This is a genomic window from Streptomyces sp. NPDC057002, from assembly GCF_042673825.1.
Lineage (GTDB): Bacteria > Actinomycetota > Actinomycetes > Streptomycetales > Streptomycetaceae > Streptomyces.
Map to the genome: position 1 here is coordinate 824,476 of NZ_JBHURZ010000004.1, position 19,158 is coordinate 843,633.

The window sequence follows — 19,158 nt, forward strand, 5'->3', positions numbered from 1 at the left end:
GACGCTGAAAAAAACCCCACAAGGCGGTACGAACCGGAACAGGGGCGTGAATATGCCGGACCGCGAGACCATGCCGTCGGCCCCTGCTCCGGAAGTGTCGGAGCGCGCCGCCGCCCTCCCCCAGGAGGCCCTGAAGATCGCCTCCGGCTACGCCTTCTCCGGACCCGCCCTGCATCTGGGCGCCCTGCTGTGGGACGGGCAATGCCTGCCGGACGCGCAGATCCGGGTGCCGCTGGCGATGCTCAACCGCCACGGCCTGGTCGCGGGCGCCACCGGCACCGGCAAGACCAAGACGCTCCAGCTCATCGCCGAGCAGCTGTCCGCCCAGGGTGTGCCCGTCTTCCTCGCCGACATCAAGGGCGACCTCTCCGGGATCGCGGCGCCCGGCCGCTCGGACGCCCGGGTCGAGGGCCGCGCCAAGGACGTCCACCAGCGCTGGACGGCGACGGGGTTCCCGGCCGAGTACTACGCCCTCGGCGGCATCGGCCGCGGCATCCCCGTCCGGGCCACGGTCACCGGCTTCGGACCGCTGCTGCTGTCCAAGGTGCTGCGGCTGAACCGGACCCAGGAGCAGTCCCTCGCCCTGATCTTCCACTACGCCGACGGCAAGGGCCTGGAGCTGATCGACCTCAAGGACCTCAGGGCGGTCGTGACGTTCCTGACCTCGGACGAGGGCCGCCAGGAGCTGAAGACGATCGGCGGTCTGTCGGCCGCTACGGCCGGGGTGATCCTGCGGTCCCTGACGGCCTTCGAGGCGCAGGGCGCGTCCGGCTTCTTCGGGGAGCCGGAGTTCGACACGGCCGAGTTGCTGCGAACGGGTGAGGACGGACGCGGCACCGTCTCCGTCCTGGAGCTGAGCGCCGTACAGGACCGGCCGCAGCTGTTCTCGACCTTCCTGATGTGGCTGCTCGCCGACCTCTTCCACGATCTGCCCGAGCTGGGCGACGTCGACAAGCCCCGGCTGGTCTTCTTCCTCGACGAGGCGCATCTGCTCTTCGACGACGCCTCCGAGGCGTTCCTGGAGTCGATCACGCGGACCGTGCGCCTGATTCGCTCGAAAGGGGTCGGCGTCTTCTTCGTGACGCAGACCCCGAAGGATGTGCCCGCCGATGTCCTGGCCCAGCTCGGCAACCGCGTCCAGCACGCGTTGCGCGCCTTCACACCGGACGACCAGAAGGCCCTGAACGCCACGGTGAAGACCTTCCCGAAGTCCCCCTACGACCTCGAAGAGGTGCTGACCAACCTGGGGACGGGCGAGGCGGTCGTGACCGTGCTGAGCGAGAAGGGCGCCCCGACGCCCGTCGCCGCGACCCGGCTGCGCGCGCCCGAGTCCCTGATGGGTCCGGTCGGCCAGGAGGCCCTGGACCGGGCGGTGGAGGAGTCGCCGCTGTACGAGCGGTACGCCCGGGCCGTGGACCGGGAGTCGGCGTACGAGCGGCTGTCGGGCGGGCGGGGCGGCCGCGGGGCGAAGGGGCCGGACGAGATGCGGGAGGCCGCCGCCCCGGTGGAGGAACGCACGGAAGAACGGCCGTCCGCCGTGGAGCAGGTGGTCGGCAGCGGGGTGTTCAAGTCCCTGGCCCGGTCCGTGGGGACGCAGATCGGGCGGGAGATCACTCGGTCGCTGTTCGGGACGGCTCGGCGTTCGGGGCGGCGGAGGCGCTAGTTCTGCTCTGTGCCGCTTCCGCCGCCGTGGGTGGATCAGCCGCGTTCGCGTTCCTTCGAGTGCTGCTGCGGGTTCCGTGGGTCCGGCTTGGCATGGGGCTTGGGGGTGCTGCGGGCGGCCTCCGCGCGCAGCAGGGCGCGCAGGACCGCGTACGGGTCTTGAAGCATGGCTTTTCCTCGTCGTTCCTCTTCTTCGTTCCTGTTCCGTGCGGGGCTGAGGGACCGGTGTCCGGTCCGGTCAGCAGCGCAGGACCTCGGAACGCGGGGGGCGAGGGGCGGGCGGCGGGCCCGGCGGTACGGGCGAGGGGCGCGGCGCGGTGTGCGCGGGCCCGGGGGCCGGGAGCGGGGCGGGGCGCAGCGGGACGGCGGTGCGCCGGGCGGCCCGGGCGGACGGGCGCAGGACGGTGTCGAGGATGTCGCACTCGACGGCCGTGCTCTCCCCGGAGACGGCGGCGGCCGTCGACCCCGTGTGCGCCTCGGCGTGCGCGCCCGGCACGAGCAGGGCGAGCAGCAGGACGAGCACCCGCGGCCATGAGGTCCGGCGGGTACCGCGGGGGACCGTCATGATCCATGCTTGGACCGGGCCGGAGGGGCCCGCCACCTGGGGCGGGCCACGTGGCTGACGCCCGGGGGCGTTACTGGCCGGCGGCCTTCGCCGCCTTGGCCGCCGCCTTCATCTCCTGCTTGTGCGCCCGCACCTTGACCAGTGACTCGGGCCCCGTGATGTCGGCGACGGAACGGAAGGACTGCGGCTCGCCGTAAGCGCCCGCGGCCTCCCGCCATCCGGCCGGCTGCACCCCGAGCTGCTTGCCGAGCAGGGCGAGGAAGATCTGGGCCTTCTGCTTGCCGAAGCCCGGCAGTCCGGCCAGCCGCTTCAGCAGTTCCTTGCCGGTGCCGACGTCCTTCCAGACGGCCTCGGCGTCACCGTCGTAGTGCTCGACGAGGTACTGGCACAGCTGCTGGATCCGCTTGGCCATGGAGCCCGGGTAGCGGTGCACGGCCGGCTTCTGAGAGAGCAGCGCGGCGAAGGCCTCGGGTTCGTGTGCGGCGATCTCGTGCGCGTCCAGGTCGTCCGTGCCGAGCCGCTGGGCGATCGTCGCCGGACCCTTGAACGCCCACTCCATCGGGACTTGCTGGTCCAGCAGCATCCCGACCAGTGCGGCGAGCGGACTGCGGCCGAGCAGCGCGTCGGCCTCGGGGTCCTGGGCGAGGTGAAGGGTGACGTCCATGCCCCGATCATCCCCCGGGCCGGGCCCGGCCGCGCTCCCGCAGTGCTCTAGGACGCCCGCCAGTACCCCAGCGCGTGCACCCGCTGCTTGGGCAGGCCCAGTTCCTTGCGTACGTACGCCGCCAGGGCCCGGGTCGTCGCCGTGTCGCAGGCGATCCAGACATACGGGTCGGAGGCGCCCTGGAGCAGCCCGGGCAGGTCCGCCTTCACCTGGTCGACCAGCTGGGCGCCGGAGTCCTGGCGGGGCACCTTGCGCAGCTCGTGGCGGGCCGGGTCGGTGCGGAACGGCAGGTCGTCGTCGCCGCCCTCGAACCAGACGGTGGCGGGGGCGGAACCCAGGGCGTCCAGGAGGGAGTTGATGGCCGGCAGCGAGGCGGGGTCGCCGACGGCGAAGACGTGCGAGGGCGCGGGGCTCGGGTGCTCGAAGCCGGTGCCCTGGACGGTCGCGTCGACGGTGTCGCCCGGCTCGGCCTTCCTGGCCCAGTCGCTGGCGCACCCCTCGTGCAGGGCGAACTCCAGGCTGAAGGTGCCGGTCTCAGGGTCCGGGTCGACCAGGGTGTAGGCCCGCTGGTGGGGCTTTCCCGCGTTGTCGAACCACAGCCGGACCCACATGGTCGGGTGGACGCCGGTCGCCGCCAGCAGACCGCCGTCGGTGAAGGAGAGCCGCCGGTAGTCCGGGGTGACGTCCTCCGCGCCGGTCACGGTGAACACGAAATCCTTCGCGCGCAGCAGCTTGAGGACCGCGCCTTCCCAACCCCGCCCCTGCCCCATCGCTTGTTCACCCTTCACGTACTATTCCGCCACGATCGACTTAGGCAAGCCTAACCTAAAAATGCCTGGCTTGAAGAACAGAAGGAGCACAGCGTGGCCACCGAGATCTACCGTGACGCCTGGGGCATTCCGCATCTGCGCGCCGGCAGCGCGGCCGAACTCGCCCACGCGCAGGGCCGCGTCACCGCCCGCGACCGGGCCTGGCAGCTCGAGGTCGAGCGGCACCGCGCCCAGGGCACCTCGGCGTCCTTCCTCGGCGAGAGCGCCCTGGCCTGGGACCGGTTCGCCAGACGGGCCAGACTCGACGACACGGCCAGACGCTGCTTCGCGGAGCTGGAGAGACGGGACCCCGAGACGGCCCAGTGGGTCCGGGCGTACGTCGACGGGGTCAACGCGGGGCTGGCGGAAGGGGCGGCGGCGGCCCCCGAGTTCGCCCGCACCGGCCTCACCCCCGGGCCCTGGCACCCCTGGACCCCCTTCGGCGTCTGGCTCGCCACCCACATCCTCTTCGCCGGGTTCCCGGCCAAGCTCTGGCGCGAGCAGGCCCTGAACCACCTGGACGCCGACGCCATCGGCCTGTTCGCCACCGACGGCCCCGGCACCTCGGGCAGCAACGGCTGGCTGGTGAGCGGGGCGCGGACCGTCACCGGGCAGGCGGTCATAGCCGGCGACCCCCACCGCTGGATCGAGGACCCGGGCGTCTACCAGCAGATCCACCTGTCCTGCCCGGAGTTCGACGTCGTGGGCCTGGCCGTCCCCGGGGTCCCCGGCATCGCCCACTTCGGGCACACCGGCTCCGTCGCCTGGGCCATCACCAACGCCATGGCCGACTACCAGGACCTCTACCGGGAGCGGCTGCGGCGCACCGGGGCCGGCGTGGAGGCCCTCGGCCCGGACGGGGTCTGGCACCGCGCGGCCCGGCACACGGAGACCGTCGAGGTGGCGGGCGAGGAGCCGGTCGAGGTCGAGGTGATCGAGACCGGCCGGGGCCCGCTGGTCATCGGCGGCCCCGAGGGCCTCGACGGCGACCCTGCGGACCCCTTGGGCGTGCCGGTGGCGATCAGCCTGCGCTACCCGCCCCGCGTCACCGGCGACCTCGGCTTCGGCGCCCTGCTGCCGCTGCTGCGGGCCCGCCGGGTGGGGGACGTCGACCGGGCCTTCGACCGGTGGGCGGAGCCGGTCAACGTCGTCCAGGCCGCCGACACCGAGGGCGGTGTGCTGCACCGCGTGGCCGGGTGGGTGCCGCTGCGCGCCGAGTCCAACCGCGTGCGCGTCGTGCCCGCCTGGGAGCCCGGCCACGAGTGGACGGGCCGGCACGAGACGCCCCGCGCCGGGCTCACCGACGGCGTCGCCGTCATGGCCAACCAGCGCGGCCCGGCCGCACCCCTCGGCGTCGAGTTCGCCCCGCCGCACCGGGCCGGCCGCATCGCCGAGCTGCTCTCCCGCAAGAAGCGCTGGTCCGCCGCCGACATGCCCGCGATCCACACGGACACCTACCTCGCCTCCGCGGGCCCCCTCCTGGACCACCTCCGCGCCCTCGACGGCCTCACCCCCGAGGCCGCCGCCCTCCGGGACCGGCTCCTCTCCTGGGACCGCCGTATGGACGCCGGCAGCGCCGACGCGGCCTGCTACGCGGCCGTGCGCGGAGCGGTCGTACGGAACCTGGCGGCGCACCCGGCCTTCGCCGCGCTCGCCACACCCCCGGCCTACCCGGAGGTGTTCCAGCCCTGGCTGGCCCTCCTCCCGCGCGTCGGCTTCGCCCTCGAACATCTGCTGCGGGCCGAGGACCTGTACGGAATCGACCGCCCGGCGGCCGTCCGCGCGGCGGTCGAGGAGGTGGCCGGGCGGCCCCCGGCCGGCGTCTGGGGCGACACCCACCGCCTCACCCCCTGGCGACCGCTGCACCCGGAGACGCCGTACGACGAACCCGCGCTGTCCGGCGACCACGACTGCGTGCTGTGCACCTCGGGCGTCCCCGGCCTCACCGACCGCGCCGCCCGCGGCCCGGCGGCCCGTTACGTATGGGACCTGGCCCGGCGCGACCACAGCCGCTGGGTGGTCCCGCTCGGCGCCTCGGGCGTCCCCGGCTCGCCCCACCACCGCGACCAGCTCCCGCGGTGGCTCGCCGGAGACCTCGTCCCGGTCGTCACCGACTGGACCCTGCTGAAGAAGGAAACCGATGTCTGACCCGTACGCCTCCCGCACGGCCGTCCACGAGCAGGCGGCCGACGGCTTCGGCACCGTCCGCGTCCTGCCGCTGGACCCGGAGGCCGACGCCGCCGTGATCCACCGCTGGGTGCACGAGGACCGGGCCGCCTTCTGGGGCATGAACGGCCTCACCGAACGGCAGGTGGCCGAGACCTACGCCCACCTGGACACCCTCACCACCCACCACGCCTACCTCGTCGTCCGCGACGGCGAGCCGGTCGCCCTCCTCCAGACCTACGAGCCCGAGGCCGACCGCGTCAGCGAGTGCTACGACGTCCGGCCCGGCGACATCGGCGTCCACCTGCTGCTCGCCCCCGCCGGCCCGGGCGGCACACGCTCCGGCTGGACGGCCCGGCTGGTGGCGTCCATCGCCGCATACGTCCTGCTGGGCCTGGACCGGCGGCGGGTCGTCGTCGACCCGGACGTGCGCAACGAGAAGGCCGTCACCCGCTTCCTGCAACTGGGCTTCACGGCCGGGCCGGTGGTCGTCCTGCCGGAGATCGACCTCCCCGACGTGTACCTGCCGGAGAAGAAGGCACAGCTCGCCTTCCTCGACCGGGAAGTACTCTTCCCCGGGTGACTCCCGACGAGCTCATCGCCCATTACGGAATGGAGCCGATCCCGCGCGAGGGCGGCCTGTTCCGGCAGACCTGGGCCGGTCCCGAACGCCCCGACGGCAGACCCGAGGGCACGGCGATCGTCGCGCTCCTGACGACGGAAGCCTTCTCCGCCCTCCACCGCCTCCCGACCGACGAGGTCTGGCACTTCTACCTCGGCGATCCCCTGGAGCTGCTCCTGCTGGCCCCGGACGGCAGCTCGCGGACGGTGGTGCTGGGCCCGGACGTCCTCGGCGGCCAGCACGTCCAGTACACGGTCCCGGCAGGTACGTGGATGGGCGGGAGGACCCACGGGGAGTGGACCTTGTTCGGCTGCACGATGGCGCCCGGCTTCACGTTCGAGGGCTATGAACACGGGGATGAGGCGGAGCTGACGGCGCGCTATCCGACAGCGGCCGATCGGATCGCAGGACTGTCCCGACCTGCTTTCTAGGGGCGCGGGGCTGTATCGATTTGCGGCTCCGCCGCGTGGGCGCGAACAGCCCCCACACGCCCGCAGCCGCCACACAACACAAACCACCCTCCCCGCTGAGCGCCGGACAACTCCCATCCGTACGTATCCCGAGGCCGGAAATCCCGAACACGGAGAACCACGTGGACCCACGGCGGAACGAGGAGCGCAATGTCGGACACCCCCGGCGATTCCAAGCCCTGGTGCTGCTCGGCACCGTGCTGGTCCTGCTCTTCCTCAGTGGAGCCCCCGCCTCGGCCCACGCAGCCCTCCGCACCACCACCCCTGACGATGGATCCGTCGTCAAACAAGGCCCCCGCAGCGTCACCCTGACCTTCACCGAATCCGTAGGCCTGCTCGACGACTCCTTCCGGGTCTTCGGCCCCGACCAGCGCCGCGTCCACACCGGCGAGGCCACACACGCGGACGGCCGCTCCGACACGGCCCGGGTCGGCCTGCCCGAGAAGCTCGCCCAGGGCACCTACACGGTGGCCTGGCGGGTGGTGTCCGCCGACAGCCACCCGGTCTCCGGCGCCTTCAGCTTCTCCGTCGGCAAACGGTCCGCCACGACCACGCAGATCGACACCGGCCCGGACGAGGACCCGCTGACCGGCGGCCTCTACGACGCCGCCCGCTACCTCGCCTACCTCGCCGCCGCGCTGCTCGTCGGCGCGGCGGCCTTCGCGCTGCTGTGCCGTCCCGCGAACAGGTCCCCGCTGCGCAGGCCGCTGGTGACGGCCTGGTGGACGCTGCTGGGCTCGACGGTCGTCCTGCTCCTGCTGCGCGCCCCGTACGAGGCGGGCGCGGGCCCGGCGGCGGCCTTCGACGCCGACGCCCTCAGCCGCACCCTGACCAGCCGTCCGGGCCTGGCCCTGCTCGCCAGGCTGGCCGTTCTCCTGCTGACCGCCGGCTTCCTGGTGTGGCTGTCCAGGCGCCGCGACCGACGGGACCGCCGGGATCCCGTGGCGCTGGCCGCGGGCACGCCCCTGGCCGTCGGACTGGCCCTGACCTGGGCGGCTGCCGAGCACGCCTCCGCCGGGATCCAGGTGCCGCTGGCGATGACGTCGTCCGTGCTGCATCTGCTGGCGACCGGGGTCTGGCTGGGCGGGCTCGTGGCACTGCTCCTGACCCTGCGCCGCTCGTCCGGCGAGGACCTGACGCAGGTCGTGCCCCGCTTCTCGCGGATCGCCTTCGCCTCGGTGACGGTCCTGGTCGTCACCGGCGTCTACCAGTCCTGGCGCGGCCTCGGCTCCGTATCCGCGCTGTCCGGCACGTCGTACGGCCGGCTGCTGCTCGCGAAACTGGTCGCGGTGACCGTGCTGGTGCTGGCGGCCGGGTACTCACGCCGCTGGACGGCCCGCCTCGCGGCCCCGGCGACCACCCGGACGGTGGCGGCCGTGGCGGCCGTACGCGAACGGGTCGCGCAGCCGGTCGGCGCCCCGCCGTCGCCGGAAGCGACCGAAGAGCCCGGGACGCCGGACGCCGGGGAGCCGGAGCGGCCGGAGGCGCCGTCACCCGAATCGGGGGACGGGGACGTGCTGCGGCGCGGTCTGCGCCGCTCCGTCCTCATCGAGGTGGCCGTCGCCGCGGTGGTGCTGCTGATCACGACCCTGCTCACCACCACGCTGCCGGGCCGCGCGCAGGCCGAGGCCGCGCAGCAGGCCCCGGCGGGCACGCTGCCGCCCACGACCCTGGTCACGGTGCCCTACGACACGGGCACGGACTCCGTGACCGGCCGCGGCACGGTGCAGGTCACCCTGGACCCGGCCCGCGTCGGAGAGAACGGCGTCCAGGCCGTGGTCTACGGCTCCGACAAGGGCCTGATCGTCATCCCCGAGGTCCGTGTCACTTTCACCCTGCCCTCCCGGAAGGTCGGCCCGATCGACGCCGAACTGAACGACATGGGCGGCTACTGGGGCACCAACTCCGTCAATCTGCCCCTCCCCGGGACCTGGACGATGAAGACGACCGTGCGGGTGTCGGACGTGGACCAGGTGACGGTGTCGAAGCGGGTGCGGATCGCGTCCTAGCCGCAGCAGTTGTCGAACGGGACGTGAACCTGCTCGGCCCGCTCCGTTCCCAGCCGGTGGTCGCACGGTGATACCGGCCGTAATCGGGGTAACCAGGTGATAATTGCGCTTGTCCGGGGTTACGGCTCATTCACCCCGAGAGTGAGATGACCGATCATGGATCAGCCCGTCAGCGTCGGCCGGGCCGGCCGGTCGCTCGGAGAAGCACCCGGAGCCCTCGCAGCAGTCGGCGGCGAGGCCCTCACCGCCCGCATCACCCTCGACGAACACGGCACGGTGACCGGCTGGAACGCGGGCGCCGAGCAGCTCCTCGGGTACGGGCCCGGAGAGATGACCGGCCGCCGCGCCGCGGATCTGCTGGCCGAGCCGATCCCCGTGCGGGGCGGCATGCCGGCCCTCGCCGGGCTGCCCCGCTGGAACGGCGACGTCGCGCTCCGGCACCGCGACGGCCGCAAGCTGACGGTCAGGATCCTCGCCCACCACCGGGAGCCCGGCACCGGCCCCCGCGCCTGGCTCATCGTCTCCGCCCTGACCGGCCGGCAGCCGCGGGCCGGCCTCGACGAATCCCTCGTGAGCTGGAGCTTCGCCCAGTCCCCGTGCTGCGCCCTGGCGATCTATGACACCCGGCTGAGACTGCGGCGGGCCAACGCCGACATGGAACGCTCCACGGCGCTCACCGAGGAGGAGATGCTGGGGCTGCGCGTGTCCGAGATCATCGACGACGACGCCGGTGAGCGGGCGGAACGCAGCATGGCCCGGGTGCTGCGGACCGGCGAGCCGGAGTACCAGGAGAACTATCTGCGCGCCCCCGGGGAGGAGCACGCGCACGCCTGGTCGGTCTTCCTGTCCGCGCTGCGGGACCACGACGGCACCGTCCAGGGCGTCTGCCTCTCCGCGCACGACATGACGGAGCAGTTCTGGGCCCGCAAGCGGCTCCAGCTGATCGCCGAGGCCGGCCGGCGCATCGGCAGCACCCTGGATGTGACGCGTACGGCCCAGGAGCTGGCGGACGTGACCGTCCCCGCCCTGGCCGACTTCGGCAGCGTCGATCTGCTGGAGGCGCTGGACGACGTGGCCGAACCGCCCGCGCACGCCGTTCCGGCGGACGGGCCGCTGCGGCTGCGGCGGGTGGCGTTGCGGTCCGTGACTCCGGGGGCACCGGAGTCGGCCGTGGCGCCCGGCCAGGTGGATACCTACCCTCCGGGCTCGGCGCCCTTCGAGAGTCTGCGCACCGGACGGCCCTCCCTGCACGAGGTGTCCGACCCGGAGTTCGCCGCGTGGCTGGCACGCGACCGCGTCCGCGCCGCCCGGGTCCGGGCGTTCGGCATCCACTCGGTGATGACCGTGCCCCTCGCCGCACGTGGCACCACCCTGGGCGTCGCCTTCTTCATGCGGTACCGCAGCGCCGAGACCTTCCACCACGACGACCTGGTCCTGGCCGGGGAGCTGGCGGCCAGGGCGGCCGTGAGCATCGACAACGCCCGCCGCTACACCCGGGAGCGTGCCACCGCGGTCACCCTCCAGCGCAGTCTCCTGCCCCAGCGGCTGCCCCGGCAGGCCGCGGTCGAGGTGGCGTCCCGCTACCTCCCGGCGGGCGGCCGGGCCGGCGTCGGCGGGGACTGGTTCGACGTCATCCCCCTCTCCGGCGCGCGGGTGGCGCTGGTCGTCGGCGACGTCGTCGGCCACGGCCTGCACGCCTCGGCGACCATGGGGCGGCTGCGCACGGCCGTACGCACCCTCGCGGACATCGACCTGCCGTGCGACGAGCTCCTGACCCACCTCGACGACCTGGTCGCCCGGCTGAACAAGGAGGACGAGGAGGGCGAGGGGGAGGCCTCAGGACACCCGGACACCACCGGACACCGGGACACCACCGGACTCCGGGACACCACCGGACTCCGGGACACCACCGGCCACCCGGGAACCTCCACCGACGTCGGCGCGACCTGCCTGTACGCCGTCTACGACCCCGTGTCGCGAAGCTGCTGCTTCGCCGGTGCCGGGCATCCCGTGCCGGCCGTGGTGAGCCCCGACGGCGCCGTCGACCTCGTCGGCCTCCCGGCCGCGCCCCCGCTCGGCGTCGGCGGCCTGCCCTACGAGGCCACCGAGATCGACATCCCCGAGGGCAGCCTGCTCGCCCTCTACACCAACGGCCTGATCGAGAACCGGGACCGCGACATCGACGCCGGGGTCCACCGGCTGCGGGAGGCCCTCGCCCGCCCGGCGACCTCGCTGGACGCCCTGTGCGACACGGTGCTGTCCGACCTGCTGACGCGGCGCCCGGCCGACGATGTGGCCCTGCTGATCGCCCGTACCCGCGCGCTCGACTCGGACCACGTCGCCACCTGGGCGGTGCCGGCCGACCCGTCCGCCGTCGCCCAGACCCGCAAGGACGTGGTGGCGCAGCTGGCGAGGTGGGGGCTGTCCGACGCCGTCTTCGTCACCGAGCTGGTCGTCAGCGAACTCGTCACCAACGCCATCCGCCACGCCGAGCCACCGATCCAGCTCCGTCTGATCCATGACACGACCCTCATCTGCGAGGTCTCCGACGGCGGCAACACCGCTCCCCATCTGCGACGTGCCCGCTCCTACGACGAGGGCGGCCGCGGCCTGCTCCTCGTCGCCCAGCTGACCGAGCGCTGGGGCACCCGGCAGAGCGCCACGGGCAAGACCATCTGGGCGGAACAGACAATGCCTCTCCCGTGAGGACGGAGTGCAGACCTTCCTTCCCTACCCCGGCTTCCGGAAGTCGGCCCTGGTCCTGGACCGCCGCCGGCTCGGCAAACAGCGGGTCGAGGCGCTGCAGGTGCTGCGCGGCCTGGTCGTACCGGACTACGGGTGGCGCAGGCATCCGGCCGTGCGGATGTGGGCCGGCTACGAGGAGGCGCTGGTCCGCTACGGCCTGGAGATCTGCCGCGTCTGGCGTGAGCAGGGCCATCAGGACACCTGCGCCGCCACCCTCGTCGCGGACCTCGCCGCGACCCGCCCCCACGCGCCGGTACGGGACCAGCCCCTGCTGGCCGCCGAGGGCGAACTGCCGCCCTGGCTGGGCGACGACACCTTCCACCGCAGCCACCGCTCGGCCCTGGTCCGCAAGGACGCGACCACGTACGCGGAGCTGTTCCCGGGGGTCCCCGACGACCTGCCCTACGTCTGGCCCACGTCGGACCGGACTTGACCGGGGCGCCGGCAAGCGACCGCCGGAGGGGTGAAGCCCCCGCCGCGGTCCGCGCGATCATCGGCAACTCCCTTCCGTGCGGATCCCGTTGTCCGGCCAGAGGTTCCGTGTTCCACTGGATCGTTTCTGGCACATCGGTCACGGGTCACCCGCCCCCGGGCGGGCAGGCACTCCATGGGGGGTCCGTGTGTGAAGAACTGGGGTTCGAGAAACTCCTCGGCGAGGAGGGCTTCTTCGCGGGGCTGCTCGGACGGACGCCGGCGGGGGCCGGCCGGGATCCGCTGTACGGCCCCGACCTGCCCGTCGTCCTGCTCACCGGCGGCCCGGGCATGGGCAAGGGCCGTCTGCTGCGCGCCGTACGGGACCGCTTCGCCGCCAAGGTGCCGGTGATCCACCTGGACTGCGCCTCGCCGGTGTACGCGGACCGCGCGGACCCGGAGCCCGGCGCCCGCTCGGCCACGACCGAGGCCCTGGTCGAGGTCGCCCGCCGGCTGAGCACCTGGCAGGGCACGGGCGGCTCGTTCGCCTTCCCGCGGCTCTTCCCCGGCCTGGCCATGATCGCGACCGGCGTCACGGAGGGCACGCCCGAGGCGGTCGCGACGGAGGCCGAACGCTACGAGGGCCTGGCCCAGAAGCAGCGTCTGCGCGGCCTGGTCACCGGCGACTTCTGGCGGGGCGTGCTGCGCGGCGCCATCCGTAACCTGCTGATGACCCTGTACGGGCAGGCGCTCGACCCGTACTCGGCGGCCGTGAGCAACGCCCTGCTGGACGCCCTCTTCCAGCGACTGGCCCCCCGGGGCAGGGCGGAACTGGAGCGGCTCTACGGCGCCTATCCCGGCGCGGCCGGCCAGCCCAGGATCGGGCTTCGCATCCTCGCCGCCGACTTCCGCGCCGGCGGCGAGGCACGGGAGGTGGCGGAGAGCTTCCTGTTCCGGGCCCTGCGCGAGGACCTGGAGGCGGCGTACGCCTCGCCCTCGGGCTGGCTCCGCCGGGTCGGCCGCCCGGCGATGCTGCTGGACCACGCCGAGTCGCCCCTCGGCGAGCGGCTGCTGCGCGCCGTACTCACCGACCGCCGGGCCGGGCAGCGCGACCGCGTGGTGATCGTGGGCACGGCACGCCGTCCTGACGGCGGCGCCTTCCTGCACGGCGGCCTGCCGCCCGAGGAGGCGGCGCCCCCGGCGGAGTACCGGCCGGCCGACGGTGCCCCGCCGGTCTGGTCCCGGCGTACGGACGAGGCCGCGGACCGGGCACCCCTCGCCGACGGCGTGGTCCTGCTGCGGATGCCGCTGCTCACCGGCGACCAGCTCCGCCGGGAGACCGTACGAAGACAGCAGCGCGCCGAGCCGGAGGGCGGCACGAACCGCCGCCGTATCGACGCCGCCGTGGCCCGGCTGAGCGGCGGCCGTCCGCACACGGTGATCCGGCTGTCCGCCGCCGCGGCGGCCTTCCGTATGCCGGCGGACGCCAACGACCGCGACATCCTGGACGCCCCGCTGCGGCTCCCCGGCGACGACACCCCCGAACGCCCGGTCGCGGACGTCCTGCTCCGCGAACTGATCCTGGACCAGTTACCCGTACGGCTCCCCACCGAGCACCGGGCCCAGTGGCTGGACCTCCTCTCCCACCTGTCGGTGGCCCACGACACGGAGTGCGCGGACGTCCTGCTCCGCCACCATCAGTCGGGCCACGTCCACCACCTGACCGCCCATCACGTGTCCCAGTTGCTCACCGACACCGGATGGCCCGCCTGCGAACGCCACTTCATCGGCGACTTCGGCCTCCGCCAGCTGCTGGTGCACCAGCTCTACGGACTGCGCCCCGGCGGCGCCGCCTGGTACGCCGACCACCATCTGCTGCGCGACCACTACGCGGAACGCGCGGCGGGGGAACCGCCGGACGCCCAGGGCGACGGGAGCAACGGGAGCATCGGGGGCGCCGGGAGCGACGGCGCCTTCCGCTCGCTCACCGCCCACCGGATGAACCACCACCTGGTGTCCGGCGGCGCGGACGACGTCGTCAGCCACCTCGCCGCCACACTCCCCGGCCGCCCCGGCGCCTGGTGCGCGGACCTGCTGGAGATCGCCCAAGCCCCCTACCCGGGCGGGGCGGACGCCCGGCGCGAGCGCGCCCAGGGCTTGGTGGGGGCGGACGGCCCACCCCTGCGCCGCACGGTCGACCAGCTGCTGCACGCGGTGTGGCTGTGCGAGGAGCGGACCAGGCCGACCGGCAAGGAGACGGCCCGCACGCTGGCCAAGCTGCTGGACCTGCTCTCGATCATGGACTTCGAGGGCGCGGGCCGGCTCAGCAGGACGGCGACGGACTGGAGCGGCCTGGCGGAGAACGAACAGCCCCTGCTGCGCTGCACCTGCACCGAACAGCTCCGGCGAAGGAGATGACGGCATGCCCAGATGGCGGAAGATCCTCTACGCGGTGCTCCTCGTAGGGGCGATCGTGGCAGGCGTGGCCCTCACCACCGCCCTCCTCGGCAGGCCGGACACCTGCGCCGACGGCGTCGAGCGGATCGAGGACGAGTGCGTCGGCGTCAACGGCGACGGCTACGACTTCGGCACCCCGGAGATCGCCGACGTGGCCCGGGCCATCGCACGCGAGAACCAGAGGATCGCGAACCAGCCGCATGTCACGGTGGCGATGATGCTGCCGCTCCAGTCGGACCGCGAGGCCCTGCGCCGGCAGATGCGCAGCGACCTCCAGGGCGCCTACCTGGGACAGCGGCAGGCCAACGAGGGCGAGGGCGAACCACCCAGGATCCGCCTGGTGCTGGCCAACCCCGGTCAGGCCTACGGCCGTCAGGCCGAGGTCGTGGACACCCTCCTGCGCATGGCCGCCTCCCCCGAGGACCGGCTGCGCGCGGTCACCGGCTTCAATCTGAGCCTCGCCGCCACGGAGGCGGCGGTGAAACGCCTGACGGAGAACCGGATCCCGGTCCTGGCGGCCAGAATCAGCGGCGACAGAATCGCGAACGAGGACCGGGCCGACGGCATGGCCGAACTGCGCTTCCCCGGCCTGGCCCGCATCCTCCCCACCAACAACGACGCGGCCCAGGCCCTGGCCAACTTCAACGGCGAACGCGGCCGCCGGAACCTCAGGACGGTCCTGGTCTACGACAAACGCCCCGACGGCTACAACGAGTCGCTGGCCAGGGCGTTCAGCAGGATCAAGGAGAAGGGCCCGGCCGGCCCCGCCGCGATGTCCTTCGAGTCTCCGTCCATCGACGAGGCGGGCTCGACCGGCAACCAGTTCACCCAGACGGCCAACAACATCTGCGACTCCGAGGCCGACACGATCTACTTCGCGGGCCGCACGCTCCACCTGCGAATCTTCGCCCTCAAGCTCGCCCAGGTGGGCTGCGAGAACCGCCACTACACCATCGTCAGCGGCTCCGACGCGGCCTCACTGCGCCAGGCGATGACGGAGAAGGACTGGTCCCAGCTCCGCGGCGACGACGGCAGAGCGAAGGTGACGGTGCAGTACGCGGCCCCCGCACACCCGGACGCCTGGGCGACGGAACTGACGAAGTGGACGAAGACCTACACGGCAACCCATAGGAAGAAGCCGCCCACCGCGGACCTCCCCCAATACCTCACCGAACCGAAGGCGGCGCTGGACATCCTCAGGAACCAGATCACCGCCACCCGACGCGAGGGCATCACACTCGGCTCCACCCCGAACCTGGACGACTCCCGCACGATGCTCGTCTACGACGGCCTCATCACCATCGGCAAGGCCCTCCACCAAGCCCAGCGAGGCGCCCCCGAGACCACCGCCCCCACCCGCGAGGACGTCGGCCGCCAGTGGTCCCTCCTCCAGTCCCGCCACCGCGTCCAGGCCACCAGCGGCCTGATCTGCCTCACCACAGGCGGCAACGCCTACGACAAACCGGCCGCCATCGTCGAACTCGACCCGGGCCGAAAAGGCGAAGGCACCCTGAAATTCGTCGGCCTCGGCTGGCCGACGGGCAAACCCCAACCGAAGAACTGCGTGATCCCCAGCACGACACCTTGATCCGCCCCGAGAGGTCATCCGAAACGGACAACGTCGAAGGGCCCCACCGCAAGCGGTGGGGCCCTTCGACATCGTGCCCGGTGAGGCACTGGCGGAGGATACGAGATTCGAACTCGTGAGGGGTTGCCCCCAACACGCTTTCCAAGCGTGCGCCCTAGGCCTCTAGGCGAATCCTCCGTCGAAGACATTACATGACTGGGAGGAGTGCTCGCGAACTCGTTCCCTGCCCCTGACATCAGGTAGCCTGGGCGCAGCTCCCCACGCGGCGCTATCTGACTGAACTCCCCCAGGGCCGGAAGGCAGCAAGGGTAGGTCGGCTCTGGCGGGTGCGTGGGGGGCGTTTGCGTTCCCGGGGCGGGGCCCGTTGTCAGTGGGCGCCTATAACCTCGTATGCGTGTCGTCTCTCGCTCTGTACCGCCGCTATCGCCCGGAGACCTTCGCCGAGGTCATCGGGCAGCAGCACGTCACCGACCCGTTGCAGCAGGCGCTGCGCAACAACCGGGTCAACCACGCGTACCTGTTCAGCGGGCCGCGCGGCTGTGGCAAGACGACCAGCGCGCGGATCCTGGCGCGGTGTCTGAACTGCGAGCAGGGGCCGACGCCCACGCCGTGCGGTGAGTGCCAGTCCTGTCAGGACCTCGCCCGCAACGGCCCCGGTTCCATCGACGTCATCGAGATCGACGCCGCGTCGCACGGTGGCGTGGACGACGCCCGTGACCTGCGCGAAAAGGCCTTCTTCGGACCCGCGAGCAGCCGCTACAAGATCTACATCATCGACGAGGCCCACATGGTCACGTCGGCCGGCTTCAACGCGCTGCTGAAGGTCGTCGAGGAGCCTCCGGAGCATCTCAAGTTCATCTTCGCGACCACCGAGCCCGAGAAGGTCATCGGGACGATCCGGTCGCGGACCCATCACTATCCCTTCCGGCTCGTCCCGCCCGGGACCCTGCGGGACTACCTCGGCGAGGTGTGCCAGAAGGAGACCATCCCGGTCGACGACGGTGTGCTCCCGCTCGTTGTGCGGGCCGGTGCCGGTTCCGTGCGTGACTCCATGTCCGTCATGGACCAGCTGCTCGCCGGCGCCGCGGCGGACGGTGTGACGTATGCCATGGCCACCGCCCTGCTCGGGTACACCGAGGGCTCCCTCCTGGACTCGGTCGTCGAGTCCTTCGCCACCGGCGACGGAGCCGCGGCCTTCGAGGTCGTCGACCGCGTCATCGAGGGCGGGAACGACCCCCGTCGGTTCGTCACCGACCTGCTGGAGCGGCTGCGTGACCTGGTGATCCTCTCCGCCGTTCCGGACGCGGCGGAGAAGGGGCTCATCGACGCCCCCACCGATGTCGTCGAGCGTATGCAGGCCCAGGCCGGCACCTTCGGCCCCGCCGAGCTGAGCCGGGCCGCCGACCTCGTCAACGAGGGACTGACAGAGATGCGCGGCGCCAACTCGCCCCGTCTCCAGCTGGAGCTGATCTGCGCCCGCGTCCTGCTCCCCGCCGCCTACGGCGACGAGCGGTCCGTCATGGCCCGCCTGGACCGCATCGAGCGCGGCGTGAACTTCTCCGCGGCACCCTCCGGCATGCCCGCTATGGGATACGTGCCCGGGCCCGAGGGGCATGGTGGAGCGGCGGCAGCGGCCGCTGCTCCGGTTCCGCCCGGTGGCGGCCCGGCCGCGGCCCGTGCGGCCGTACGGGCTTCCGGAGCACCGGGGAGCGGAAGCACCGGCGGGAGCGGCAGCGATAGTGGCGGTGGTGGTGACACGGCTGCTGCGGCCGGGTACGTCCCCGACGCTCCCGGTGCCCCGGGGTCCCCTGGTGGGTCCCCCGGTGCCCCCGCCGAGCAGGCCCCGGCCGCCCCCGCCCCCGGCCCCGCCACCAGTGGGCACGCCCAGCCGCCCCAGCCTCCCGAACCGTCCCAGGCACCCCCAGCGCCCACGACGCCCGCAACCACCCCCGCGGCCCCTGCCCCGGGCGCCTGGCCCACCGCCGCCTCCGCGGGCAGCGGCGGCCGTCGCCCCGGCGGCTGGCCCACGGCCGCCCCGGGCGGGCCCGCCTCCAACACCGGGGCAGGCAACGCCCCGGCGGCGAACCCACCCGCGCCGAGCACCCCCACCGCCAGCACCCCACCGGCGCCTTCACCGGCCCCCTCGGCCCCCGCAGCGGCCGCCCCCGGCGCCGCACCCGCAGGCGGTCTCGACCCCCGCATGCTCTGGCCGAACATCCTGGAGGCCGTCAAGAACCGCCGACGCTTCACCTGGATCCTGCTCAGCCAGAACGCCCAGGTGGCCGGCTTCGACGGCACGACCCTCCAGCTCGGCTTCGTCAACGCGGGGGCGCGGGACAACTTCCTGAGCAGCGGCAGCGAGGACGTGCTGCGGCAGGCGCTGGGCGAGCAGTTCAACGTCCAGTGGAAGATCGAGGCGATCGTCGACCCCTCCGGCGGCTCCGCGCCCCCGGCTCAGGGCGGCGGCCCCTCCGGCTTCGGAGGAGGCAACGGCGGCCACGGCGGCGGTCCCGGCGGCAGCGCCAGTGGCTACGGCGGCGGAAGCCACAGCTCCGGTGGTGGCGGCTACAACGCCGGAGGCGGCAGCGGCGGCAGCGGCGGTACGGCAACCGCCCAGCGCCCCGCCCCGGCCCAGTCGACCGCCCCGGCCGCCCCCGCCCAGCAGTCGAGCACACCCGCCTCCGTCTCTGCCCCCGCCTCGTCCGCCCCCGCTCCCCAGCCCTCCGCCCCGAAGCCGCGGTCCGTATCCGTCGAGGACGACATCCCCGAGGACGACGACCCCGACCTCGACGAGTCGGCCCTCTCCGGGCAGGACCTGATCGTCCGGGAGCTGGGGGCGACGGTGGTGGACGAGTTCACGAACGAGCCGTAACCGCACGAACGAGCCCGAGCCACCCAGTCGGAGACACCCCGCTTCGGAGAAACCTCCAAGCCCACACCGCCACCCCCTTCGGAAGCCCGCACAAAGAAAACCCGGCGCTTCCCGTTAG

General features: G+C 73.1%; 14 protein-coding genes, 1 tRNA gene and 1 other RNA gene. 11 read left to right on the forward strand and 5 right to left on the reverse strand.

Annotated features, from left to right (window positions below):
- Window positions 1–52: 52 nt before the first annotated feature.
- The gene (locus tag ACFT32_RS23785; RefSeq protein ID WP_382492530.1) at window positions 53–1,663 is read left to right on the forward strand and encodes a helicase HerA-like domain-containing protein; all 1,611 of its coding nucleotides are present in this window, start codon (window positions 53–55) and stop codon (window positions 1,661–1,663) included.
- Between the two features lie 35 nt (window positions 1,664–1,698).
- Here ACFT32_RS23785 and ACFT32_RS23790 read toward each other — a convergent pair whose 3' ends face one another.
- The 4 genes from ACFT32_RS23790 to ACFT32_RS23805 form a co-directional block, all read right to left on the reverse strand.
- Window positions 1,699–1,830 (reverse strand): hypothetical protein, encoded by a 132-nt coding sequence (locus ACFT32_RS23790; RefSeq protein WP_382492532.1) that lies wholly within the window; start codon window positions 1,828–1,830, stop codon window positions 1,699–1,701.
- Between the two features lie 70 nt (window positions 1,831–1,900).
- On the reverse strand, window positions 1,901–2,227 hold the full coding sequence (locus ACFT32_RS23795) for a hypothetical protein (protein ID WP_382492535.1): 327 nt from the start codon (window positions 2,225–2,227) through the stop codon (window positions 1,901–1,903).
- Window positions 2,228–2,297: 70 nt separating this feature from the next.
- Window positions 2,298–2,891 (reverse strand): HhH-GPD-type base excision DNA repair protein, encoded by a 594-nt coding sequence (locus ACFT32_RS23800; protein WP_382492538.1) that lies wholly within the window; start codon window positions 2,889–2,891, stop codon window positions 2,298–2,300.
- Between the two features lie 47 nt (window positions 2,892–2,938).
- Window positions 2,939–3,661, reverse strand: coding sequence for a siderophore-interacting protein (locus ACFT32_RS23805; RefSeq protein WP_382492772.1), 723 nt, complete (start codon window positions 3,659–3,661; stop codon window positions 2,939–2,941).
- A 93-nt stretch (window positions 3,662–3,754) separates the two neighbouring features.
- On the opposite strand from ACFT32_RS23805, the gene ACFT32_RS23810 reads away from it, so the two are divergent.
- The 8 genes from ACFT32_RS23810 (at window position 3,755) to ACFT32_RS23845 (ending at window position 16,168) form a co-directional block, all read left to right on the forward strand.
- On the forward strand, window positions 3,755–5,848 hold the full coding sequence (locus ACFT32_RS23810; RefSeq protein WP_382492540.1) for a penicillin acylase family protein: 2,094 nt from the start codon (window positions 3,755–3,757) through the stop codon (window positions 5,846–5,848).
- The gene (locus tag ACFT32_RS23815; protein ID WP_382492543.1) at window positions 5,841–6,449 is read left to right on the forward strand and encodes a GNAT family N-acetyltransferase; all 609 of its coding nucleotides are present in this window, start codon (window positions 5,841–5,843) and stop codon (window positions 6,447–6,449) included. The genes ACFT32_RS23810 and ACFT32_RS23815 overlap by 8 nt, the downstream gene beginning before the upstream one ends.
- The gene (locus ACFT32_RS23820; RefSeq protein WP_382492546.1) at window positions 6,446–6,919 is read left to right on the forward strand and encodes a cupin domain-containing protein; all 474 of its coding nucleotides are present in this window, start codon (window positions 6,446–6,448) and stop codon (window positions 6,917–6,919) included. The genes ACFT32_RS23815 and ACFT32_RS23820 overlap by 4 nt, the downstream gene beginning before the upstream one ends.
- Window positions 6,920–7,140: 221 nt before the next feature.
- Window positions 7,141–8,967 carry a copper resistance protein CopC gene (locus tag ACFT32_RS23825; RefSeq protein ID WP_382492774.1) on the forward strand — a complete coding sequence of 609 codons (1,827 nt, stop codon included), beginning with the start codon at window positions 7,141–7,143 and terminating at the stop codon, window positions 8,965–8,967.
- 156 nt (window positions 8,968–9,123) lie between these two features.
- The gene (locus tag ACFT32_RS23830; RefSeq protein WP_382492548.1) at window positions 9,124–11,673 is read left to right on the forward strand and encodes a SpoIIE family protein phosphatase; all 2,550 of its coding nucleotides are present in this window, start codon (window positions 9,124–9,126) and stop codon (window positions 11,671–11,673) included.
- Window positions 11,674–11,680: 7 nt separating this feature from the next.
- Window positions 11,681–12,145, forward strand: coding sequence for an MSMEG_6728 family protein (locus ACFT32_RS23835; RefSeq protein WP_382492551.1), 465 nt, complete (start codon window positions 11,681–11,683; stop codon window positions 12,143–12,145).
- Window positions 12,146–12,330: 185 nt separating this feature from the next.
- On the forward strand, window positions 12,331–14,541 hold the full coding sequence (locus tag ACFT32_RS23840) for a hypothetical protein (RefSeq protein ID WP_382492554.1): 2,211 nt from the start codon (window positions 12,331–12,333) through the stop codon (window positions 14,539–14,541).
- A gap of 4 nt (window positions 14,542–14,545) precedes the next feature.
- Window positions 14,546–16,168, forward strand: a complete 1,623-nt coding sequence (locus ACFT32_RS23845) for an amino acid ABC transporter substrate-binding protein (protein WP_382492557.1) — start codon at window positions 14,546–14,548, stop codon at window positions 16,166–16,168.
- Between the two features lie 89 nt (window positions 16,169–16,257).
- Here ACFT32_RS23845 and ACFT32_RS23850 read toward each other — a convergent pair.
- A tRNA-Ser gene (locus tag ACFT32_RS23850) sits at window positions 16,258–16,345 on the reverse strand.
- A 72-nt stretch (window positions 16,346–16,417) separates the two neighbouring features.
- Here ACFT32_RS23850 and ffs point away from each other — a divergent pair.
- Together ffs and ACFT32_RS23860 are read left to right on the forward strand one after the other, a co-directional pair.
- An RNA gene (ffs, locus tag ACFT32_RS23855) (signal recognition particle sRNA small type) lies at window positions 16,418–16,516 on the forward strand.
- Window positions 16,517–16,562: 46 nt separating this feature from the next.
- On the forward strand, window positions 16,563–19,040 hold the full coding sequence (locus ACFT32_RS23860) for a DNA polymerase III subunit gamma and tau (protein WP_382492559.1): 2,478 nt from the start codon (window positions 16,563–16,565) through the stop codon (window positions 19,038–19,040).
- Window positions 19,041–19,158: the final 118 nt, after the last annotated feature.

What these genes read in the sequence shown, in the direction of transcription:
- ACFT32_RS23790 (WP_382492532.1), bottom strand. Translation starts at nt 1,830, where the DNA reads ATGCTTCAAGACCCGTACGCGGTCCTGCGCGCCCTGCTGCGCGCGGAG.
- ACFT32_RS23830 (WP_382492548.1), top strand. Translation starts at nt 9,124, where the DNA reads ATGGATCAGCCCGTCAGCGTCGGCCGGGCCGGCCGGTCGCTCGGAGAA.
- ACFT32_RS23795 (WP_382492535.1), bottom strand. Translation starts at nt 2,227, where the DNA reads ATGACGGTCCCCCGCGGTACCCGCCGGACCTCATGGCCGCGGGTGCTC.
- ACFT32_RS23815 (WP_382492543.1), top strand. Translation starts at nt 5,841, where the DNA reads ATGTCTGACCCGTACGCCTCCCGCACGGCCGTCCACGAGCAGGCGGCC.
- ACFT32_RS23800 (WP_382492538.1), bottom strand. Translation starts at nt 2,891, where the DNA reads ATGGACGTCACCCTTCACCTCGCCCAGGACCCCGAGGCCGACGCGCTG.
- ACFT32_RS23785 (WP_382492530.1), top strand. Translation starts at nt 53, where the DNA reads ATGCCGGACCGCGAGACCATGCCGTCGGCCCCTGCTCCGGAAGTGTCG.
- ACFT32_RS23805 (WP_382492772.1), bottom strand. Translation starts at nt 3,661, where the DNA reads ATGGGGCAGGGGCGGGGTTGGGAAGGCGCGGTCCTCAAGCTGCTGCGC.
- ACFT32_RS23845 (WP_382492557.1), top strand. Translation starts at nt 14,546, where the DNA reads ATGCCCAGATGGCGGAAGATCCTCTACGCGGTGCTCCTCGTAGGGGCG.